The organism is Paractinoplanes hotanensis, assembly GCF_023717965.1.
Classification (GTDB): Bacteria; Actinomycetota; Actinomycetes; order Mycobacteriales; family Micromonosporaceae; genus Actinoplanes; species Actinoplanes polyasparticus.
Genome location: NZ_JAMQOL010000071.1, coordinates 28426 through 48517, shown reverse-complemented (window position 1 = coordinate 48517; position 20092 = coordinate 28426). Strand labels below are relative to the sequence as shown.

1 protein-coding gene and 1 pseudogene (1 of these 2 cut by a window edge) are annotated in these 20092 nt (G+C 74.5%); both read right to left on the bottom strand.

All coding sequences use genetic code 11. The features are described 5' to 3' along the window. Nucleotides 1-21: 21 nt before the first annotated feature. Nucleotides 22-4302, bottom strand: a pseudogene (locus LXN57_RS42040) (type I polyketide synthase); the annotation flags it as partial. 102 nt (nucleotides 4303-4404) lie between these two features. Then, nucleotides 4405-20092: the end of a type I polyketide synthase gene (locus LXN57_RS48095; protein ID WP_285904733.1), read on the bottom strand. The gene runs 23657 nt beyond the window's last position; 15688 of the gene's 39345 nt are visible here — the last part of the coding sequence; the start codon falls outside the window, past its right edge — the gene reads right to left on this strand; the stop codon is at nucleotides 4405-4407.

Below are 20092 nucleotides of genomic sequence, written 5' to 3'. Positions count from 1 at the left end.
CTCCACTCGTGGGGAAGAGGGTCAGCTGGGGTTGCCGAGGGCGAGGCGCACCAGGTCGTCCGCGTTCATGGCGTCGAGATCGGCGGCCGGCTGCGGCCCGGTCGGCGGCGGCGCCAGGTCGAGCAGCTGGGTCAGCAGGCCGGATTCCCGCAGCCGCTCGACCGGGACGGCGGCCAGCGCGGCCCGGATCTGGTGGTCGGTCAGCTCGACGGTGGGTGCCACCGCGGGGGCGAGGGTTTCGGCCAGGTGCGCGGCGAGGCGCTCGGCGTTCGGGTAGTCGAAGACGAGCGTCGGCGAGAACGGCACCCCGGTCACAGCGATCAGCCGGTCGCGCAACTGCACCGCGGTGAGCGAGTCGAAGCCGAGCTCGCGGAACGCGCGACCGGACGCGACCGAGGCACCCGAGGTGTGCCCGAGCACCCCGGCCACCTCGTCCCGGACCAGGCGCAGCAGGAGGCGGTCGCGTTCGGCGGCGTCGACGCCGTTCAGGCGTGCAGCCAGGTCGTCACCGGCCGGGACGGTGCTCGGCCGGTCGGCCGCAAGGCCCGCGAACAGCGGCCGGGCACGCGCCGCGGAGAACACCGGGACGAACCGCTCCCAGTCCACGTCGGCCACCGCGATCACGCCCTCGTCCGCGGCGACCGCGACGGCCAGGGAGTCCAGGGCTCGCTCGGGTGTCAACGGGGTGACGCCGCGGCGGCGCAGCCGGTCGGCGACCTCGTCGGCGGCGGCCATGCCGACGCCCGCCCACGGGCCCCAGGCGATCGAGGTGGCCGGGCGGCCCTCGGCGCGGCGGCGGGTCACCAGCGCGTCCACGGCGGCGTTGGCCGACGCGTACGCGGCCTGGCCGGCACTCCCCCACACGCCGGCGATCGAGCCGAAGACGATCAGCGGAACGTCCGGCAAGAGTTCGTCGAGATGGGTGGCGCCGTCCACCTTGGCCGCCGCCGTGGCCCGCAGATGCTCGGCAGTCTCCTGTTCGAGGGGCACGTCCTCGCTGACGCCGGCCGCGTGCACGACGGCGTCGACCGGACCGACCTCGGCCAGCAAAGCCTCGACGGCAGCCCGGTCGGCCAGGTCGCACGCGTGGGCCTGGGCGATCGGCAGATCGGGAACGCCGGGAGCGTCCGGACCGCGGCGCGACACCAGAATCAGCCGTTCGGCGCCCCGCCCGGCCGCCCACCGCGCCACTTCGGCACCGAGACCCCCGGTGCCGCCGGTGATGAGCACCGTTCCAGCCGGCCGCCAGCGCGCGTGGGTCTCCGGTGCCTCCCGCAGACGGCGCACCAGCGGGCCGGACGGGCGCAGGGCGATCTGATCCTCGTCGCCGAACGCTCCGGCCAAGGCAGCCACCAGCAGCGCCGGGTCGGGCTCGGCCGGAAGGTCGACCAGGCCGCCCCAGCGACCGGGACGTTCCAGCGCCGCGACCCGGGCCAGACCCCAGGCAGCGGCCGGGCCCAGCTCGGGTGCGGCGTCGCCGGGGCCGGTGGACACGGCCCGACGGGTGACGAACCACAGGGGGGCGGTCCCGTCCCGCTGGGCGGCGGCGAGGGCTTCCTCCGGCGTACGCACGAAGGCGAGCACGCCGTCGGCGGGCTTCCCGGGGTCGGTGGCCACGTCGACGCCGGCCGCCCGCAGCAGCTCGGCGAGGGCGTCGTCGTCGACCTGCCAGGTGCCGGCGAGGACGGCCGGTGGCGGAACCGGGACCGGCTCCCACACGACCCGGTAGCGACCCACGGGCCGCTCGTCGGGGCGGGCGTCAAGCCAGAAACGGCGGCGATGGAACGCGTACGTGGGAAGCTCGATCAGCCGCCCGCCGGGCAGGACGGCCGGCCACTCGACGGCGGCGCCCTGCACGACCATGGCGGCCAGCGCGGTCAGCGCGGTGGCCGCCTCGTCGTGGTCGCGACGCAGCAGCGGCACCGCGCCGGGAACCATCGCCGAGAGCACCGCGTCGGGGCCGAGCTCGACGAAGCGGGTGACGCCGTCGAGGGCCGCGACGGCGTCGGCGAATCGCACCGGCTGCCGCACGTGGTCGACCCAGTAGTCGGGATCAGCCCACCGCCCGGAACCCGTGAAGCTCAGCGTCCGCACGACCGCGCGGAACTCGTCCAGCATCGGCTCCATCAGCCGCGAGTGGAACGCGTGGCTCGTCCGCAGCCGTGTTGTCTTCCAGTTGTGCTCCGCGACCCGTTCAATGTCGTCAGCCGTGCCGGAGACAACGATCGCGAGGGGGCCGTTGACCGCCGCGATGTCGATGTCGGGAAACACCGCCCGGACGTCGGTCTCGGAGGCCTGCACCGCCAGCATCGCGCCGTCGGCGGGCAGTGCCTGCATCAGCCGCCCCCTCGTGGTGACGAGCTTGGCCGCGTCCGGCAGGGAGAGCGCGCCGGAGACATGGGCGGCGGCGATCTCGCCGATCGAGTGGCCGACCAGGGCATCGGCGGTGATGCCCCACGACGTCACGAGGGCGTGGAGGGCGACCTCGACGGCGAAGATGGCCGGTTGGGCGTACCGGGTCTGATGGATCGCCGTGCTGTCGGTCATCACGTCGGCCAGCGGGCGGTCCAGGTGCGGGTCGACCGCGGCCGCCACCCGGGCGAGCGCCTCGGCGAAGACCGGGAACTCGGCGGCGAGTCCGAGGCCCATGCCGGCGCGCTGGGAGCCCTGCCCGGTGAAGAGGAACGCCCGGCGGCCCCGGGCGGCCATGCCCTCGGCCAGCAATTCGTCGCCGGCATAGACGGCCCGGTGCGGCAACATAGCCCTGCGGGTGGTCGTCCAGGCCACGTCGCTCCGCGAGATCTCGGGGTACTCGTCCAGGAAGCGGCGCACCTGCTCGGCCTGGCGGCGCACCGCCTCGGGGTCGGGCCCGCTGACGACGTACGGGACCAGGCGACGCTCGGCCGGAGCGGGCGCGCTCGGCGGGGCCGGTGGTTCCTCGAGGATCACGTGGGCGTTGGTGCCACTGATGCCGAACGACGACACGCCCGCGCGCCGGGCCCGCGACGCCACCCACTCCCGCGTCCCGGTCAGCAGTTCCACCCGACCGGCCGACCAGTCCACCTGGGGCGTCGGCTCGTCGACGTGCAGCGTGCGCGGCAGCACGCCGTGCCGCATCGCCTGCACCATCTTGATGATGCCCGCGACCCCGGCCGCGGCCTGCGTGTGCCCGATGTTCGACTTGATCGAGCCCAGCCACAGCGGCGTCGACCGGTTCCGGCCGTAGGTGGCCAGCAGCGCCTGCGCTTCGATCGGGTCGCCCAGCGTAGTGCCGGTGCCGTGCCCCTCGACCACATCCACGTCGTCGGTCGTGAGCCCGGCCGCGGCCAGCGCCTGGCGGATGACCCGCTGCTGCGACGGCCCGTTAGGCGCGGTCAGTCCGCTCGAGGCGCCGTCCTGGTTCACGGCGGTCCCGCGCACGACGGCCAGGATCGGGTGGCCGTGGCGCTGGGCGTCGGAGAGCCGCTCGACCAGGATCATCCCGGCGCCCTCGCCCCAGCCGGTGCCGTCGGCCGCCGCGGCGAACGACTTGCACCGGCCGTCGGCGGCCAGGCCCCGCTGCCGCGAGAAGCCGATGAACGTGTCGGGAGTGGCCATCACGGCCGCGCCGCCGGCCAGGGCCAGGTCGCACTCGCCGGACTGCAGCGACCGAACGGCCAGATGCAGGGCCACCAGCGACGACGAGCAGGCGGTGTCGACGGTCAGCGCCGGGCCTTCGAGGCCGAGCGTGTAGGCGATGCGGCCGGAGGCGACGCTGCCGGAGTTGCCGGTGCCCAGGTAGGCCTCGACCTCGTCGGGCACGTCGAGCAGCCGGGCCGCGTAGTCGTGATACATCAGGCCCGCGTAGACCCCGGTGCGGCTGCCGCGCAGCGAGAGCGGGTCGATCCCGGCTCGTTCCAGGGCCTCCCACGCCGTCTCGAGGAGCAGTCGCTGTTGCGGGTCCATCGCCAGCGCCTCGCGCGGCGAGATGCCGAAGACGTCGGGGTCGAAGTCGGCCGCGTCGTAGAGGAAACCGCCCTCCCGCGCGTACGAGGTGCCGGGGTGGTCGGGATCGGGGTGGTAGAGCCCGTCGACGTCCCAGCCGCGGTTGCCGGGGAACAGGCCGATGCCGTCGCCACCGCGCGCGACCAGCTCCCACAGGCCGTCGGGAGTGGTGATGCCACCCGGGTAGCGGCAGGCCAGGCCGATGACGGCGATCGGCTCGGCCGCCCCGGACTCGGCCTCGGCCAGCCGTTTGCGGGTCTGGGCCAGGTCGGCGGTCACCCGCTTCAGGTAGTCCCGAAGCTTCTGCTCACTCGACGACACCAGCGGGTCACCTCACTCCGGCGGGACGGCGCCGCAGACCGGCGGCACCGTCCCGGACGCTAGGGGCGGGGCCGATGCCCCCCAACCCCTAGCGCGCCCTTAGCTCAGCCCCAGCTCGTTGTCGATGAAGGCGAACATCTCGTCGTCGCTGGCTTCCTCGAGGCTGTCCACGTCGCCGCCGTCGGTGGGCGACCATCCGGCGAGGAGCTTGCGCAGGCGTACGGCGATCTGGTCGCGTACCGCCGGATCCAGACCGTCCGTGCTCAGCGAGGCCTCGAACCGGGCGAGCTCAGCCAGCGCCGGTAGCGGCGCCGGAGCCGGAGCCAGCTGTTCGCGTAGGTGCTCGGCCAGGTCCTCCGGACTCGGGTAGTCGAAGATGACCGTCGCCGGCAGCCGCAGCCCGGTCGCCGCGGTCAGCCCATTGCGCAGCTCGACCGCGGTGAGCGAATCGAAGCCCAGATCCAAGAACCCCCGTGCGGGCTCGACCGCCTGCCCGGCGGCATAGCCGAGCACGCTCGCGACGTGGCCGTGCACGAGGTCCAGCACCAATTCGCGTTGCGCCTCGAGGGAGAGACCGGAGAGCTGCGGTACGGCCGGGGCCGCGGCCGCCGCCGTGGCTCGCGCCACGGCCCGCCGCACCAGGCCGCGCAGCAGCGGCGGCACCTCGCCGGAAGCCCGCACCGCGGCCAGGTCGAGCCGGATCGGCACGACCACCGGTTCCGGGGCGGCCAGCGCGGCGTCGAACGCGGCCAGCCCGTCCGGCCCGTCGAACGTGAGCGTCCCGGCCCGGGCCATCCGCTGCCGGTCGTTCTCGTCGAGCCCGCCGGCCATGCCGCCGTCGGCCCACGGCCCCCAGGCCAGTGCGATCCCGGGCCGACCCAGTGACCGCCGACGCACGGCCAGCGCGTCGAGGACGGCGTTGGCGGCCGCGTAGTTCGCCTGCCCCGGCGTGCCGAACAGCGCCGACGCCGACGAGAACAACACGAAAGCGGCCAGGTCGTAGTCCCGGGTCAGCTCGTGCAGGTTGAGCGCGCCGTCCACCTTGGGCCGCAACACCCGGTCGAGCTGCTCGGAGGCCATCCGCTCGACGATGCCGTCGGCCAGCACACCGGCGGTGTGCACCACAGCGGTCAACGGGCGGTCGGGCGGGATCGCGCCGAGCACGGCGCCCAGCGCGGCCCGGTCGGCCACGTCGGCCGCGGCCAGCGTGACGCCGGCACCGCGTTCGCGCAGCTCGGCCGCCAGCTTCTCGCCGCCACCCCCACGGCTGACCAGCACCAGCCGGTCGACGCCGTGGGTGGCGACGAGGTGGCGGGCCACGTGGCCGGCGAGTGCGCCGGAGCCCCCGGTGATCAGCACCGTGCCGTCGCCGAAGGGCCGCTCGACCGGCTCGTCCGGGACGGCCCGGGCCAGCCTAGGCGCGAACGCCGCGCCACCGCGGAGAGCCAGCTCGGGCTCGCCGATGGCCAGGGCCCCGGGTAGCGCCCGCCACGAGGCCGGGTCACCGTCCACTTCGACCAGCGTGAACCGTCCGGGATTCTCCTGCCCGGCCGACCGGACGAGGCCTCGCACCGCCGCGGCGCCGAGGTCGTCGTCGCCGCGGGTCAGCACGACCATGTGCGAGTCGGTGGTCAGGGCCCGCTGCACGATGCCGAGCACTCGCGCGGCCTCGGCGCGGGGATCGCCGCCGGCGGCGACCAGAATCACGGGGGCGCCGAGATCGTCGGCCGCCGGGAGGCCGGGCAGCTCGGCGATCGGCTCGCCGAGCACCGTCCAGCCGGCCGTCTCCTCGGTGGCCGGCAGAGGCACGCTTTCCCACCGCACCGCGAACAGGTCGGCCGAGCCGGGTCGCGAGGACGGCGCTGCCCGCAGCACGAGCGAGCCGACGGTAAGCACCGTCTGCCCGGCCGGCGTGTGGGCCACAAGCCGCACGGCGTCGCCCTCCGGGCTGAGACGCACCCGCAGCCGGTCGGCGCCGGTGGCCTGCACGGTCACGTCCGACCAGCTGAACGGCAGCCGGGCCACCGCGGCGCCGGGGTCGTCACCACCGGTCAGGCTCAGCGCGTGCAGGGCCGCGTCGACCAGGACGGGGTGGACGCCGAACCGGTACGCCGCGCGCTGCTGCTCGTCGTCGTCCAGCACGACCTCGGCCAGCAGGTCGTCGCCGTCCCGCCAGACCGCCCGCAACGCTTGGAAGGCCGGGCCGTAGTCGAGCCCGGTCTCGCGCAGGCCGTCATAGAAGCCGTCCAGCGGCACGGATTCGGCTCCTGCGGGCGGCCACACCTCCGGAGCCGGGGCGGCGCCGGCACCGGTAGCGGCAAGGCGTCCGGAGGCGTGCAGCTGCCAACCGCCGCCCTGCGGGTCGCGCGAGTGGATTCTGACCGCTCGGCCGTCCACGGTGACCTGGACGGGCACGGCCGTGGTGTCGGGGACGGTCAGTGGCGTGTGCAGGATCAATTCCTCGACCGTGTCGGCGCCGATATGGTGGGCGGCCTGCAGGGCCAGCTCCAACAGCGCGGTTCCGGGCAGCAGGGCCACGCCGGCCACCACGTGGTCGGCCAGCCAGGGGTGGGTGCGCTGGGCCAGACTGACCGTGAGAATCGCGCCTTCGCCGTCGGCCAGTGGGACGACCGCGCCGACCAGCGGATGGCCGGTGGTGTCCAGACCAGCCGCGCCGAGGTCGCCGGCGCCACGGGCCGGGGTGATCCAGTAGCGGCGGCGCTGGAACGCGTAGGTCGGAAGGGGCGCCGGGCGCACGCCGGGCAGCAGCGCCGTCCAGTCGACCGCGACACCCTCCACCCACAGGGTAGCCAGCGCGGTCAGGGCCGTCGTCACCTCGTCGCGCTCGCGCCGCAGCATCGGCACCGCGTCCTCGACCATCGCCGACAGCACGCCGTCCGGGCCGAGCTCGACGAACCGGACGCCGTCGCCCAGCTCGGCGATGGCGTCGGCGAACCGGACCGGGCGGCGGACGTGCTGCACCCAGTACTCCGGATCGGCCCACCGCGAGGGACCAATGGTCGGCTCGGCGAAGGCCAGCGTGTCCACCACCGCGCGGAACTGGTCGAGCATCGGCTCCATGAGACGCGAATGGAAGGCGTGGCTCGTCCGCAAACGGGTCGTCTTCCAGGCGCTTCCGGCGACGGCCGCGATGTCCGTCTCGGAGCCGGAGACCACCACCGCCGTCGGACCGTTGACCGCGGCGACATCCACCTCGGGGAACGCCGCCACCACGTCGGCTTCGGACGCCTGGACGGCCAGCATCGCTCCACCGGACGGCAGCGCCTGCATCAATCGGCCCCGCGCGGTCACCAGCGTCGCCGCGTCCTCCAGCGTGAGCACACCGGCGACGTGGGCCACCGCGATCTCGCCGATCGAGTGGCCGACCAGGACGTCCGGCGTCACGCCCCAGCTCGTGAGCAGCGCGTGCAGGGCCACTTCGACGGCGAAGATGGCCGGCTGGGCGTACCCGGTGCGGTGAATCGCCTCCTCGTCGGCCAGCACCTCGGCCAACGGCCGGTCCAGGTGCCGGCCGACGTGCAAGGCGACCCGATCGAAGGCCTCGGCGAACACGGGGAACGTCTCGTACAGGCCCCGGCCCATCCCGGCCCGTTGGGCACCCTGACCGGTGAACAGGAACCCGAGCCGGGCCGGTGACGCCACGCCGGAGATCTCCCGGTCGTCCAGCAGGACGCGGCGGTAGGAAAGCGCGGCCCGCCGCGCCGCGGCCGCCGCCAGCCCGGTCCGGTCGCCCACCGCGGCCAGCAACCGGCCCGCCTGCGCCCGCAGTGCGTCCTCGCTGTGTCCCGACAGAGGCACCGGCACCACGGGAAGGACCGCGGCCGGCACTTCCGGCTCGCCGGGCGCCGGTGGTTCCTCCAGGATCACGTGCGCGTTGGTGCCGCTCACGCCGAACGCCGAGATGCCGGCCCGCCGCGTGCGCTCCCCCACCGTCCACGGCCGGGCCTCGGTCAGCAGCTCGACATCGCCGGCCGACCAGTCCACGTGCGGCGTGGCCTCGTCGACGTGCAGAGTCGCGGGCAGCGTCTGGTGCCGCAACGCGAGGACCATCTTGGCGATGCCCGCCACCCCCGCCGCGGCCTGCGTGTGCCCGATGTTCGATTTGACCGAGCCGAGGAACAGCGGCGCCTCGCGCTCCCGGCCATAGGTGGCCAGCACGGCCTGGGCTTCGATCGGGTCGCCCAAGGTCGTGCCGGTGCCGTGTGCCTCGACCGCGTCCACGTCGGAGGTCGTCAGACCGGCGGCGGCCAGAGCCGATCGGATCACGCGCTGCTGAGCCGGACCGTTCGGTGCGGTCAGGCCGTTGGAGGCGCCGTCCTGGTTGACCGCCGTGCCGCGCACGACGGCCAGGATCGGGTGGCCGAGCCGCTGGGCGTCGGAGAGCCGCTCGACGAGCAGCACGCCCGCGCCCTCGGACCAGCCCGTGCCGTCGGCAGCGGCCGCGAACGACTTGCAGCGGCCGTCCGGTGAGAGGCCACGCTGCCGGGAGAACTCGACGAACACGTCCGCGTTGGGCATCACCGTCACGCCGCCGACCAGCGCCATCGAGCATTCGCCGGAGCGAAGGGCCTGCCCGGCGAGGTGCAGGGCCACCAACGACGACGAGCAGGCGGTGTCGACGGTCAACGCCGGGCCTTCCAGCCCGAACGTGTAGGCGACGCGGCCGGACATCACCGACGAGGCGGTGCCGGTAAGCAGGTGGCCTTCCAGGCCGTCGACTGATTCGCCCGGCCCGTTGCCGTAGCCCATGAACGAGGCGCCGACGAAGACACCGACCGGCTCGCCGCGCAGCCCGAGCGGATTCACCCCGGCCGCTTCCAACGCCTCCCACGACGTTTCGAGCAGGAGCCGCTGCTGCGGGTCCATCGCGGTGGCCTCGCGCGGCGAGATGCCGAAGAGTTCGGCGTCGAAATCAGCCGCCCCGGCCAGGAAGCCGCCGTGCCGTGTGTAGGAGGTGCCCGGGTGCTCCGGGTCGGGGTGGTAGAGCGCGTCCAGGTCCCAGCCGCGGTCGGCCGGGAAGGCGCCGATCCCGTCGCGGCCGCCGGCGATCAGATCCCAGTACTGCTCGGGCGTCTCGACGCCGCCGGGCAGCCGCAGGCCCATGCCGACGATGACGATCGGGTCGTCGGTGGTCGCGGTCGCGACGCCGGCCGTCGGCTCGGCTGCGGTTCCGGTGAGCTGTTCCCGGACGAAGGCGGCCAGTCGATCGGCGTCGGGGTAGTCGAACGCGAGGGTGGTCGGCAGGCTCAGCCCAGTCGCGGCGCGCAGGCGGTTGCGTAGCTCTACCGCGGTCAGCGAGTCGAAGCCGAGCTCCTGGAACGCCCGTCCGGGCTCGATCGCGTCGGCCGAGCCGTGCCCGAGCGCCGAGGCCACCTCGCCGCGGACCAGGTCGAGCACCCGGCGGCTCTGCTCGGCCGGGGTGAGCCCGGCCAGCCAGTCTCTTTCCGGCTCGGCGTCCGGAGTCTCGGCGGCTTCCGGCAGCGTGTCGAAGAGCGGCCGGGCACGGCTGGCGGTGAACAGGGGCAGGAACTCATCCCAGCGCACGTCGGCCACCGTGACCTGTTCGTCGGCCGAGCCGACGGTCCGGGCCAAGGCGGCCAGCGCCCGCTCCGGCGCCATCGGGTTGAGACCACGCCTGCGCAGTTGGTCGGCGACCTCGGCGTCGGCGGCCATGCCGACCTCGGCCCACGGCCCCCAGGAGATCGCGATGCCGGGCCGCCCGGTCGCCCGGCGCCGCGCGACGAGCGCGTCCAGGCCCGAGTTCGCCGCGCCGTAAGCGGCCTGCTGGGCGCTGCCCCAGATGCCGGAGATCGAGGAAAAGACCACGAACGTCTTCACGTCACCGGCCAGCTCGTCCAGGTGCAGCGCACCGTCGACCTTGGCGCGGACCACCCGATCCAGGTGGGTCTCATCGGCGCCGGTCAGCGGCATGTCCTCGCTGACGCCGGCCGCGTGCACGACGGCGTCGACCGGGCCGATCTTCGCGAGCAGGGCCGCCACGGCATCGCGGTCGGCCAGATCGCAGGCGTACGCCTCGGCGTCCGGCAGCTCCGGGAGCGACGTTCCGCGGCGGGACACCAGAATGAGGCGTTCGGCGCCGTTCTCGGCGGCCCACCGGGCGACCTGCCGGCCCAGGCCGCCGCTGCCGCCGGCGATGAGGACCGTGCCGTGCGGCTGCCAGCCCGCGCCGCCGGGCGCGGGCGCGTGCCGCAACCGCCGGACGAGGACGCCGCCCGCCCGCACGGCGAGCTGGTCTTCGGCGCCGAGCCCGCCGCTGAGAATCGCGGCGATCCGGGCCGCCGCCCGGGCGTCCACGTCGCTGGGCAGGTCGAGCAGGCCACCCCAGAACTCGGGGTGTTCCAGCGCGACGGCGCGGCCGAGTCCCCACAGTTGTGCCTGGCCGACGTCGACCGCGGCGTCGGCGCGGCCGGTGGCGACCGCGCCGCGGGTCACCAGCCACAGCCGGGCGCCGGTCGCCGCGTCGGCCGTCGCCTGCACGAGCGTCAAGGCTTCGGCCAGTGAGGCGGGCGCGGCCACGACACCGGCCGGGTTCAGCTCGCGCAGCGCAGCGGCGAGGCGGTCGCGGGACGTGGCCGAGACGGGGACACCATCGACCGGGACGTCGCCGAGCACGGCCCAGGCGCCGGCGAGCGGTGCCGGGGCGGGCTCGGCGGCCGGTTCCCAGCTGACGAGGTAGCGCCAGCCGTCAATGGTGGACCGCTCGCGGCCCTGGGCGCGCCAGCCGGTGAGGGCGGGCAGGACGCCTTCCAGCGCGGTCTCGGCCACGCCGAGCTGGGCGGCCAAGCCGGGCAGGTCGCCCTGCTCGATGCGCTCCCAGAAGCCGGCCTCGACCGGGTCGGCGACCGGCGGACGGAACTCGAGCCAGTAGCGCTCGCGCTGGAACGCGTAGGTGGGCAGCTCGGCCGGTGTGATCCCGGCGAACAGGGGCGCCCAGTCGACGGACACGCCCCGGGTCCAGAGGGTCGCCAGCGCCGTCAGGGCTGTCGTCGCCTCGTCACGGTCACGGCGCAGCATCGGCACCGCGTCCTCGACCATCGCCGACAACACACCGTCCGGGCCCAGCTCGACGAACCGCACCCCGTCACCCAGCTCAGCGATCGCATCAGCGAACCGGACCGGCCGGCGCACGTGCTCCACCCAGTACTCCGGATCAGCCCACCGCCCCGCGCCCGCGAACGTCAGCGTCCGCACCACCGACCGGAACTCGGCCAGCATCGGCTCCATCAACCGCGAATGGAACGCGTGACTCGTCCGCAGCCGGGTCGCCTTCCACCCGTGCCCCGCGACCCGCTCGATGTCCTCCGCCGCACCGGCGACCACGACCGCGCGAAGGCCGTTGACCGCCGCGATGTCGATGTCGGGGAACGCCGCGCGTACATCGTCCTCGGACGCCTGGACCGCCAGCATCGCCCCGCCGGCCGGCAACGCCTGCATCAGGCGACCTCGAGCGGTCACCAGCATCGCCGCATCGGCCAGCGAGAACACCCCGGACACGTGCGCCGCCGCGATCTCGCCGATCGAGTGGCCCACCAGCACGTCCGGCGTCACGCCCCAGCTGGTGAGAAGTGCGTGCAGCGCGACCTCGACGGCGAAGATGGCGGGCTGGGCGTACTCGGTCCGGTGGATCGCCTCCTCGTCGGCCAGCACCGACGCGAGTGGCCGGTCGAGATGCTGATCAACGTGCAGTGCGACCTGGTCGAACGCTTCGGCGAACACGGGGAACGCCTCGTAGAGCCCACGGCCCATCCCGGCCCGCTGGGCGCCCTGCCCGGTGAACAGGAACCCGACCCGGCCGGGCGCGGCCACACCGGTCACCGCCCCGGAGCCGTCGGCGACCGCCTCCAGGCCCGCCGCGCCGCCGGACAGAACGACCGCCCGATGAGGTAGCGCGGCCCGCCGCGCGGTGCCCGCGGCCAAACCGGTCCAGTCGGCCTCGACCACCGACAACCGCCTCGCCTGCGCTCGCAGCGCCTCCTCGGTGTGGCCCGACAGCAGCACCGGAACCGTCGGCGACCCGGCCGTCACCGGCTTCGCCGGCTCATCGGCGGCCGGCGGCTCCTGCAGGATCACGTGGGCATTTGTGCCGCTCACGCCGAACGCCGAGACGCCGGCCCGCCGGGGCCGGTCCCGCGGCGCCCACGGCCGCGCGTCGGTGAGCAGTTGGACGTCGCCGGCCGACCAGTCGACGTGCGGCGACGGCTCGGCCGCGTGCAGGGTGGCGGGCAGCGTGCCGTGGCGCATGGCCAGGATGATCTTGGCGATCCCGGCGACTCCGGCGGCGGCCTGGGTGTGCCCGATGTTCGACTTGACCGAGCCCAGCCACAGCGGCTCGTCGCGGTCCTGGCCGTAGGTGGCCAGGACGGCTTGGGCCTCGATCGGGTCGCCCAGCGTCGTGCCGGTGCCGTGCGCCTCGACCACGTCGACGTCGCGCGGCGTCAGCCCGGCCGCCGCCAGGGCGCGCCGGATCACGCGCTGCTGGGCCGGCCCGTTCGGTGCGGTGAGCCCGTTGGAGGCGCCGTCCTGGTTGACCGCCGTGCCCGCGACGACCGCGAGGACCGGCCGACCGGCGGCGCGGGCCGTCGACAGCCGCTCGACCAGCAGCATGCCCGCACCCTCGGACCAGCCCGTGCCGTCCGCACCGGCACCGAACGACCGGCACCGGCCGTCGGCCGCGAGGCCACGCTGTCGCGAGAACTCCACGAAGATGTCGGGCGTCGGCATCACCGTCACCCCGCCGACCAGGGCCATCGTGCACTCACCCGAGCGCAGCGCCTGCGCGGCCAGGTGCAGCGCGACCAGCGACGACGAGCACGCCGTGTCGACGGTGACGGCCGGGCCTTCGAGACCGTACGTGTAGGAGATGCGCCCGGAGATGACCGACGACGCCGTACCCGTCAGCAGGTGACCTTCGGTGGGGTCGCCGGCGGCTCCGGTGCCGTAGCCCATGAAGGCCGCGCCCACGTAGACGCCGACCTGGGTGCCGGCGAGGCCGCGCGGGTCGACGCCGCCGCGTTCCAGGGCCTCCCACGACGTCTCGAGCAACAGCCGCTGCTGCGGGTCCATCGCCAGGGCCTCCCGCGGCGAAATGCCGAACAGCCCCGCGTCGAAGTCACCCGCACTGTGCAGGAAACCGCCCTCGCGGGCGTAGAAGGTGCCCGGGTGCTCAGGGTCGGGGTGGTAGAGCACGTCCAGGTCCCAGCCGCGGTCGGTGGGGAAAGCGCCGATGCCTTCGCCGCCGGCGGCCAGCAGGTCCCAGTACTGGTCCGGGGTCTCGACACCGCCGGGCAACCGCAGACCCATGCCCACGATGACGACCGGGTCGTCCGTGGTGACGGCGACGGCCACCGGGGCCGCCACCGCGACGGACTCGGTCTCGCCCAACTCGGCGAGCACGAAACGGGCCAGCCGCTCGGCGTTCGGGTGGTCGAAGGCGAGCGTGGTGGGCAGGGCCAGGCCGGTCGCGGCGCGCAGCCGGTTACGCAGTTCGACCGCGGTCAGCGAGTCGAAGCCGAGCTCCTGGAACGCCCGTCCGGGCTCGATCGTGCCGGCCGAGGCGTGGCCCAGGGTGGCGGCCACCTCGGAGCGCACCAGGTCGAGCACGTGCCGGGGCCGGTCGGTGGACGCGACACCGGCCAGGAAGTGTTTCTCCGGGGCCGGCGCCTCGGCGACAGCGGGCAGCGTGTCGAAGAGCGGGCGGGCGCGGTTTGCGGTGAACACCGGCAGGAAATCGGCCCATCGGACATCGGCGATCGTCACCGACTCCTCGCCCGCGCCGACCGCGTGGGCGAGCGCCGTGAGGGCGAGGGCGGGTTCGATCGGGGTCAGGCCGCGCCGCCGCAGCTGCGCCGCGGTCTCGTCGTCCGCCGCCATGCCGACGCGGGCCCAGGGCCCCCAGGCGATCGCGGTGCCGGGGCGCCCGGTGGCGCGGCGGCGGGCGATCAAGCCGTCCAGGGCCGCGTTGGCCGCTCCGTAGGCGGCCTGCTCGGCGCTGCCCCAGATGCCGGAGATCGACGAGAAGACGACGAACGCCTCCACGTCACCGGCCAGCTCGTCGAGGTGCAACGCGCCCAGCACCTTGCCGTCGACCACCCGGCGGACGTGCGCCTCGTCGGCGTCGGCCAGCAGCGTGTGCTCGCTGACCCCGGCGGCGTGCACAACGGCGTCAACCGGGCCGACCCCCGCGAGCAGGGCCGCGACCGCGTCCCGGTCGGCCAGATCGCAGGCGTACGTCTCGGCGAGCGGCAGATCTTCGATCGGCGTTCCCCGGCGGGACACCAGGATCAAGCGCTCGGCGCCGTTCCCGGCCGCCCACCGCGCGACCTCAGCGCCCAGTCCACCGGTGCCGCCGGCGATGAGCACCGTGCCGCGCGGCCGCCAGGTCGCACCACCACCCGCGGGGGCCGGGCCCAGACGGCGTACGAGAGCACCCCCGGCCCGCACCGCGAGCTGGTCCTCGTCGCCGAGCGCGCCGGAGAGGACGGCGGTGGCGCGGTTCGCGGCCCGGTCGTCAAGGTCGGCGGGCAGGTCGAGCAGGCCACCCCAGCGGTCGGGGTGTTCGAGGGCGAGGGCGCGACCGAGACCCCAGATCTGAGCCGCCAGCGGGTCGACGGGCGCGTCGGCCCGCCCGGTCGAGACGGCACCGCGGGTGACCAGCCAGAGCGGCGCTGCGAGGCCGCCGGCCAGGTGGGCTTGCACCACGGCGAGCGTGTCGAGCAACGGGCCGGCCAGACAGACCACGCCGGCCACCGCCTCGTCGACGGCGGCCAGCTCGTCCAGACCACTGATGGCCCGCACGGTGGCGCCGTGGCCGGCAAGTGCGGCGGCCAAGCCTGATCCCCCGAGACCGGGTTCGCCGGAGCGGGATTGAGCCGAGCTGGACCCGGCCGAAGCAACAGCATCGGGGCCGGCCCCGATCAGGAGCCAGGTGCCGGAAGCGCGGGCCGGACCGAAGTCGGCGACGGGCTCCCACCTGACCCGATAGCGCCACGAGTCCAGGCGGGAGCGGTCGCGGCCGCGGGCCCGCCACGAGGTGAGCGCGGGCAGCACCTCGTCGAGCGGGGCGTCCGCGTCGACGCCGAGTTCGGCGGCGAACGTCGCCAGGTCGCCCCGCTCCACCGGGCCCCACAGTCCGGCGTCGGACTCGACCACCTCGGTGCGTGCTTCGAGCCAGTAGCGCTGCCGCTGGAACGCGTAGGTGGGCAGCTGAGCGGGTTGCGCGCCGAGGAAGAACGACGACCAGTCGACCGAAACGCCACGGGTCCACAGGGTCGCCAGGGCAGTGAGAGCCGTGGTGGCCTCGTCGCGCTCGCGGCGTAGCAGCGGCACCGCATCCGGCACCATCGCCGACAGCACACCGTCCGGGCCCAGCTCCACGAACCGGACGTCGTCACCCACCTCGGCGATGGCGTCGGCGAACCGGACCGTGCCCCGCACATGCTGCACCCAGTACTCCGGATCAGCCCACCGCCCCGAACCCACAAAGTCCAGGGCATGCACCACCGACCGGAACTCGGCCAGCATCGGCTCCATCAACCGCGAATGAAACGCATGACTCGTCCGCAGCCGGGTCGACTTCCACCCGTGCCCGGCGACCCGGTCCACCTCGGCGGACAGACCGGAGATCACGATCGCCGCCGGGCCGTTGACCGCCGCGATGTCGATGTCCGGGAACGCCGCGCGCACGTCGCTCTCGGACGCCTGGACCGCCAGCATCGCCCCGCCGACCGGCAGCGCCTGCATCAGACGGCCCCGCGTGGTCACCAATGTCGCCGCGTCCTCCAGCGAGAACACCCCGGACACATGCGCCGCTGCGATCTCCCCGATCGAATGCCCGACCAACACGTCCGCCGTCACACCCCAGCTTGTGAGAAGCGCGTGCAGGGCCACTTCGACGGCGAAGATGGCCGGCTGGGCGTACCCGGTGCGGTGGATCGCCTCCTCGTCGGCCAGCACCTCAGCCAGGGGCCGGTCGAGGTGCCGATCAACGTGCAGGGCGACCTGGTCGAAGGCGTCAGCGAAGACAGGGAACGTCTCGTACAGGCCCCCGCCCATCCCGGCCCGCTGCGCGCCCTGACCGGTGAACAGGAACCCGACCCGGCCCGGCGCCGCCACACCGGTCACCGCGCCGGAGCCGGCGGCAACCGCCTCCAGACCCACGATCAGGTCGTCGGACAGGACGACCGCCCGATGAGGCAACTCCGCCCGCCGCGCCGCAGCCGCCGCCAGACCGGTCCCATCCGCCTCGACCGCCGACAGTCGTCTCGCCTGCGCCCGCAGTGCCTCTTCGGTATGCCCCGACACCAGCACCGGCACCAGTCCGGCGCGCCGACTCGGCGCGCCGGAAGCCGGCGGCTCCACCGGCCGCTCGGCCCTCGAATCAAGCCCGCCGACGGCCGGCGGCTCCTCGAGGATCACGTGCGCGTTGGTGCCGCTGACACCGAACGCCGAGACACCGGCCCGGCGCGGCCGGTCCCCCGCCGGCCACTCACGAGGCTCGGTCAGCAGCGAAACCTGGCCCGCCGACCAGTCGACGTGCGGCGAGGCGTCCGAGGCGTGCAACGTGGCCGGCATCCGGCCGTGCCGCATGGCCAGCACCATCTTGGCGATGCCCGCGATGCCGGCCGCGGCCTGGGTGTGCCCGATGTTCGACTTGATCGAGCCCAGCCAAAGCGGCGTCTCCCGATCCTGGCCGTAGGTGGCCAGCACCGCCTGCGCCTCGATCGGGTCACCCAAAGTCGTTCCGGTGCCGTGCGCCTCCACGACATCGATGTCCGAGGTCGTCAGTCCGGCTGCGGCCAGCGCCCCGCGGATGACCCTCTGCTGGGCCGGCCCGTTGGGGGCGGTCAGGCCGTTGGACGCGCCGTCCTGATTGACCGCAGTGCCGCGCACGACCGCAAGAACGTCGTGACCGTGGCGCCGGGCGTCGGAGAGCCGCTCGACGAGCAACATGCCCGCGCCCTCGGACCAGCCCGTGCCGTCCGCGCCTGCGCCGAAGGACTTGCAACGCCCGTCGGCGGAGAGCCCCCGCTGCCGCGAGAACTCGACGAACACGTCGGCGGTTGGCATCACGGTCACGCCACCCACAAGCGCCATCGAGCACTCGCCCGACCGCAGCGCCTGCCCGGCCAGGTGCAGCGCGACGAGCGACGACGAGCAGGCGGTGTCAACGGTGACGGCCGGGCCTTCCAGCCCGTACGTGTAGGAGATGCGGCCCGAGATGACCGACGAGGCCGTGCCGGTGAGCAGGTGGCCCTCGGTCGATTCGGTGGAGCCGCTGCCGTAGCCCATGAAGGTCGCGCCGACGAACACGCCCACGGGCTCGCCGCGCAGCCCGCGCGGGTCGACCCCGGCCGTTTCGAGGGCTTCCCAGCTCGTCTCGAGCAGCAGGCGCTGCTGCGGATCCATCGCCAGGGCCTCGCGGGGCGAGATGCCGAACAGCTCGGCGTCGAAGTCGGCCGCGTCGTGGAGGAAGCCGCCCCCGCGCGCATAGAAGGTGCCCGGGTGCTCGGGGTCGGGGTGATAGAGCCGGTCGAGGTCCCAGCCGCGGTCGGTCGGGAACTCGCCGATCGCGTCGGCGCCTCCGGCCACGAGTTCCCACAGCGCGTTCGGGCTGTCGACGCCGCCGGGCAGGCGCAGCCCCAGGCCGACGATGACGATCGGGTCGTCGGTAGTTGCGGTGACGGCTGCTACCGCCGGCTTCGCCTCGGCCAGGCCCGAGACCCGTTCCCGGACGAAGGCGGCGAGCCGTTCCGCGTCAGGGTGGTCGAAGGCCAGGGTGGCCGGCAACGCCAGTCCGGTGACCGCCTGCATCCGGTTGCGCAGGTCGACGGCGGTGAGCGAGTCGAAGCCGAGATCCTTGAACGCCCGTCCCGGCTCGACATCGGCGGCCGACGCGTGGCCGAGCGCGGCGGCGACCTCGGCGCGGGTCAGATCGAGCACCCGGCGAAGCTGCTCGGCCGGGGTCAGGCCGGCCAGGTGCGCGGCCAGGCCGGTCGTCGCCGGCGCCTGGGCCGGAGATGCGTCGAGCAGCGCCTCGAACAGCGGCCGCTCCCGGCTCGCCGTGAACAGGGGCAGGAACTCGTCCCACCGCACGTCGGCCACGGTGATCAGGTCGTCGCCGACGCCCACGGCCACGGCCAGCGCGGCGATCGCGTGCCGGCTGTCCATCCCGGACAACCCTTGGCGGCGCAGCGACGCGGCCGCCTCGTGGCCGGCGGCCATGCCGACCTCGGCCCACGGGCCCCAGGCGATCGCGGTGCCGGGCTTGCCTTCGGCACGGCGACGCTCGACGAGGCCGTCCAGGGCGGCGTTGGCCGCGCCGTATGCGGCCTGCCGGCCGCTGCCCCAGGTGGCGGAGATCGAGGAGAAGACGACGAACGCGTCCACGTCGCCGGCGAGCTCGTCGAGGTGGCGGGCGCCGTCGACCTTGCCGTTGAGCACCCGGTCGAGGTGGGCGGGGTCGGCGTCGGCCAGCGCGAGGTCCTCGCCGACGCCGGCCGCGTGCACGATCGCGTCGACCGGGCCGATCTCGGTGAGCAGGGCCGCCACCGCGTCGCGGTCGGCCAGGTCGCAGGCGTACGACTCGACGAGCGGCAACTCCGGAGCCGGAGTGCCGCGGCGGGACACCAGAATCAGCCGCTCGGCGCCGTTCTCCGCCGCCCAACGCGCCACCTCGCGGCCGAGGCCGCCGGTGCCGCCGGTGATGAGGACCGTGCCGCGCGGTCGCCACTCCGGGCCGTCACCGGCCGGGGCGCGGTCGAGGCGGCGCAGCAGCACACCGTTGCGGCGCAGCGCGATCTGGTCCTCGGCCCCGAGCACGCCACCGAGGACCGCGGCGAGCCGGTTCGTGGCGCGGGCGTCAAGCGTCTCGGGCAGGTCGAGCAGGCCGCCCCAGATTTCCGGATGTTCGAGAGCCACCACGCGACCGAAGCCCCACAGTGCCGCCTGGTCGACCCGCACCGGCGTGTCGCCGCGACCGGTGGCCACCGCACCGCGGGTCACGAGCCAGAGCTTCACCGGCCGCCCGGCGGCGATCAGTTCCTGGACGAGGGCGAGCGCCTCAGCCACAGTCTCGGGCGCCGCGACGATGCCGGCGGCCTCGCCCTGGTCCAGCTGACCCACAGCGGCGCCTGAGCCGGCGAGCGTTTCGGTGAGGTTGAAGCGGTCCTGACCGGCGACGGCCCAGACACCGGTGAGGGCAGGCGTGGCCGGGATCGTGGCGGGCTTCCAGGTGATGCGGTAGCGCCAGCCGTCGATGAGCGAACGGTCCCGGCCACGGGCCCGCCAGGTCGCGAGGGCGGGCAGCAACGACTCGAGTGCACTGGCCGGGACGTCCAGCCGGGCGGCCAGGGCACCGGTGTCGCCGTCCTCGACCGCCGTCCAGAAGCCGTCCTCGGCCTGGTCGGCGGAGCGGGGCCGGGTGTTGGGTCCGGGCCAGAAGCGTTGGCGCTGGAACGCGTAGGTGGGCAGGTCGGCCGGGGCGGCTCCGGTAAAGAGGGCCGGCCAATCCACGGTGGTGCCGTTGGTCCACAGGTTCGCCAGCGCGGTCAGGGCCGTCGTCGGTTCGTCGCGGTCGCGGCGCAGCAGCGGCACCGAGTTCGGCGCCATCGCCGACAGCAGGCCGTCGGGGCCGAGTTCGGCGAAGCGCACGCCGTCCAAGGCGGCGACCGCGTCGGCGAACCGGACCGTGGCCCGGACCTGCCGCACCCAGTAGCCGGGATCGGTCCAGTCGGCCGGGCCGCCGGTC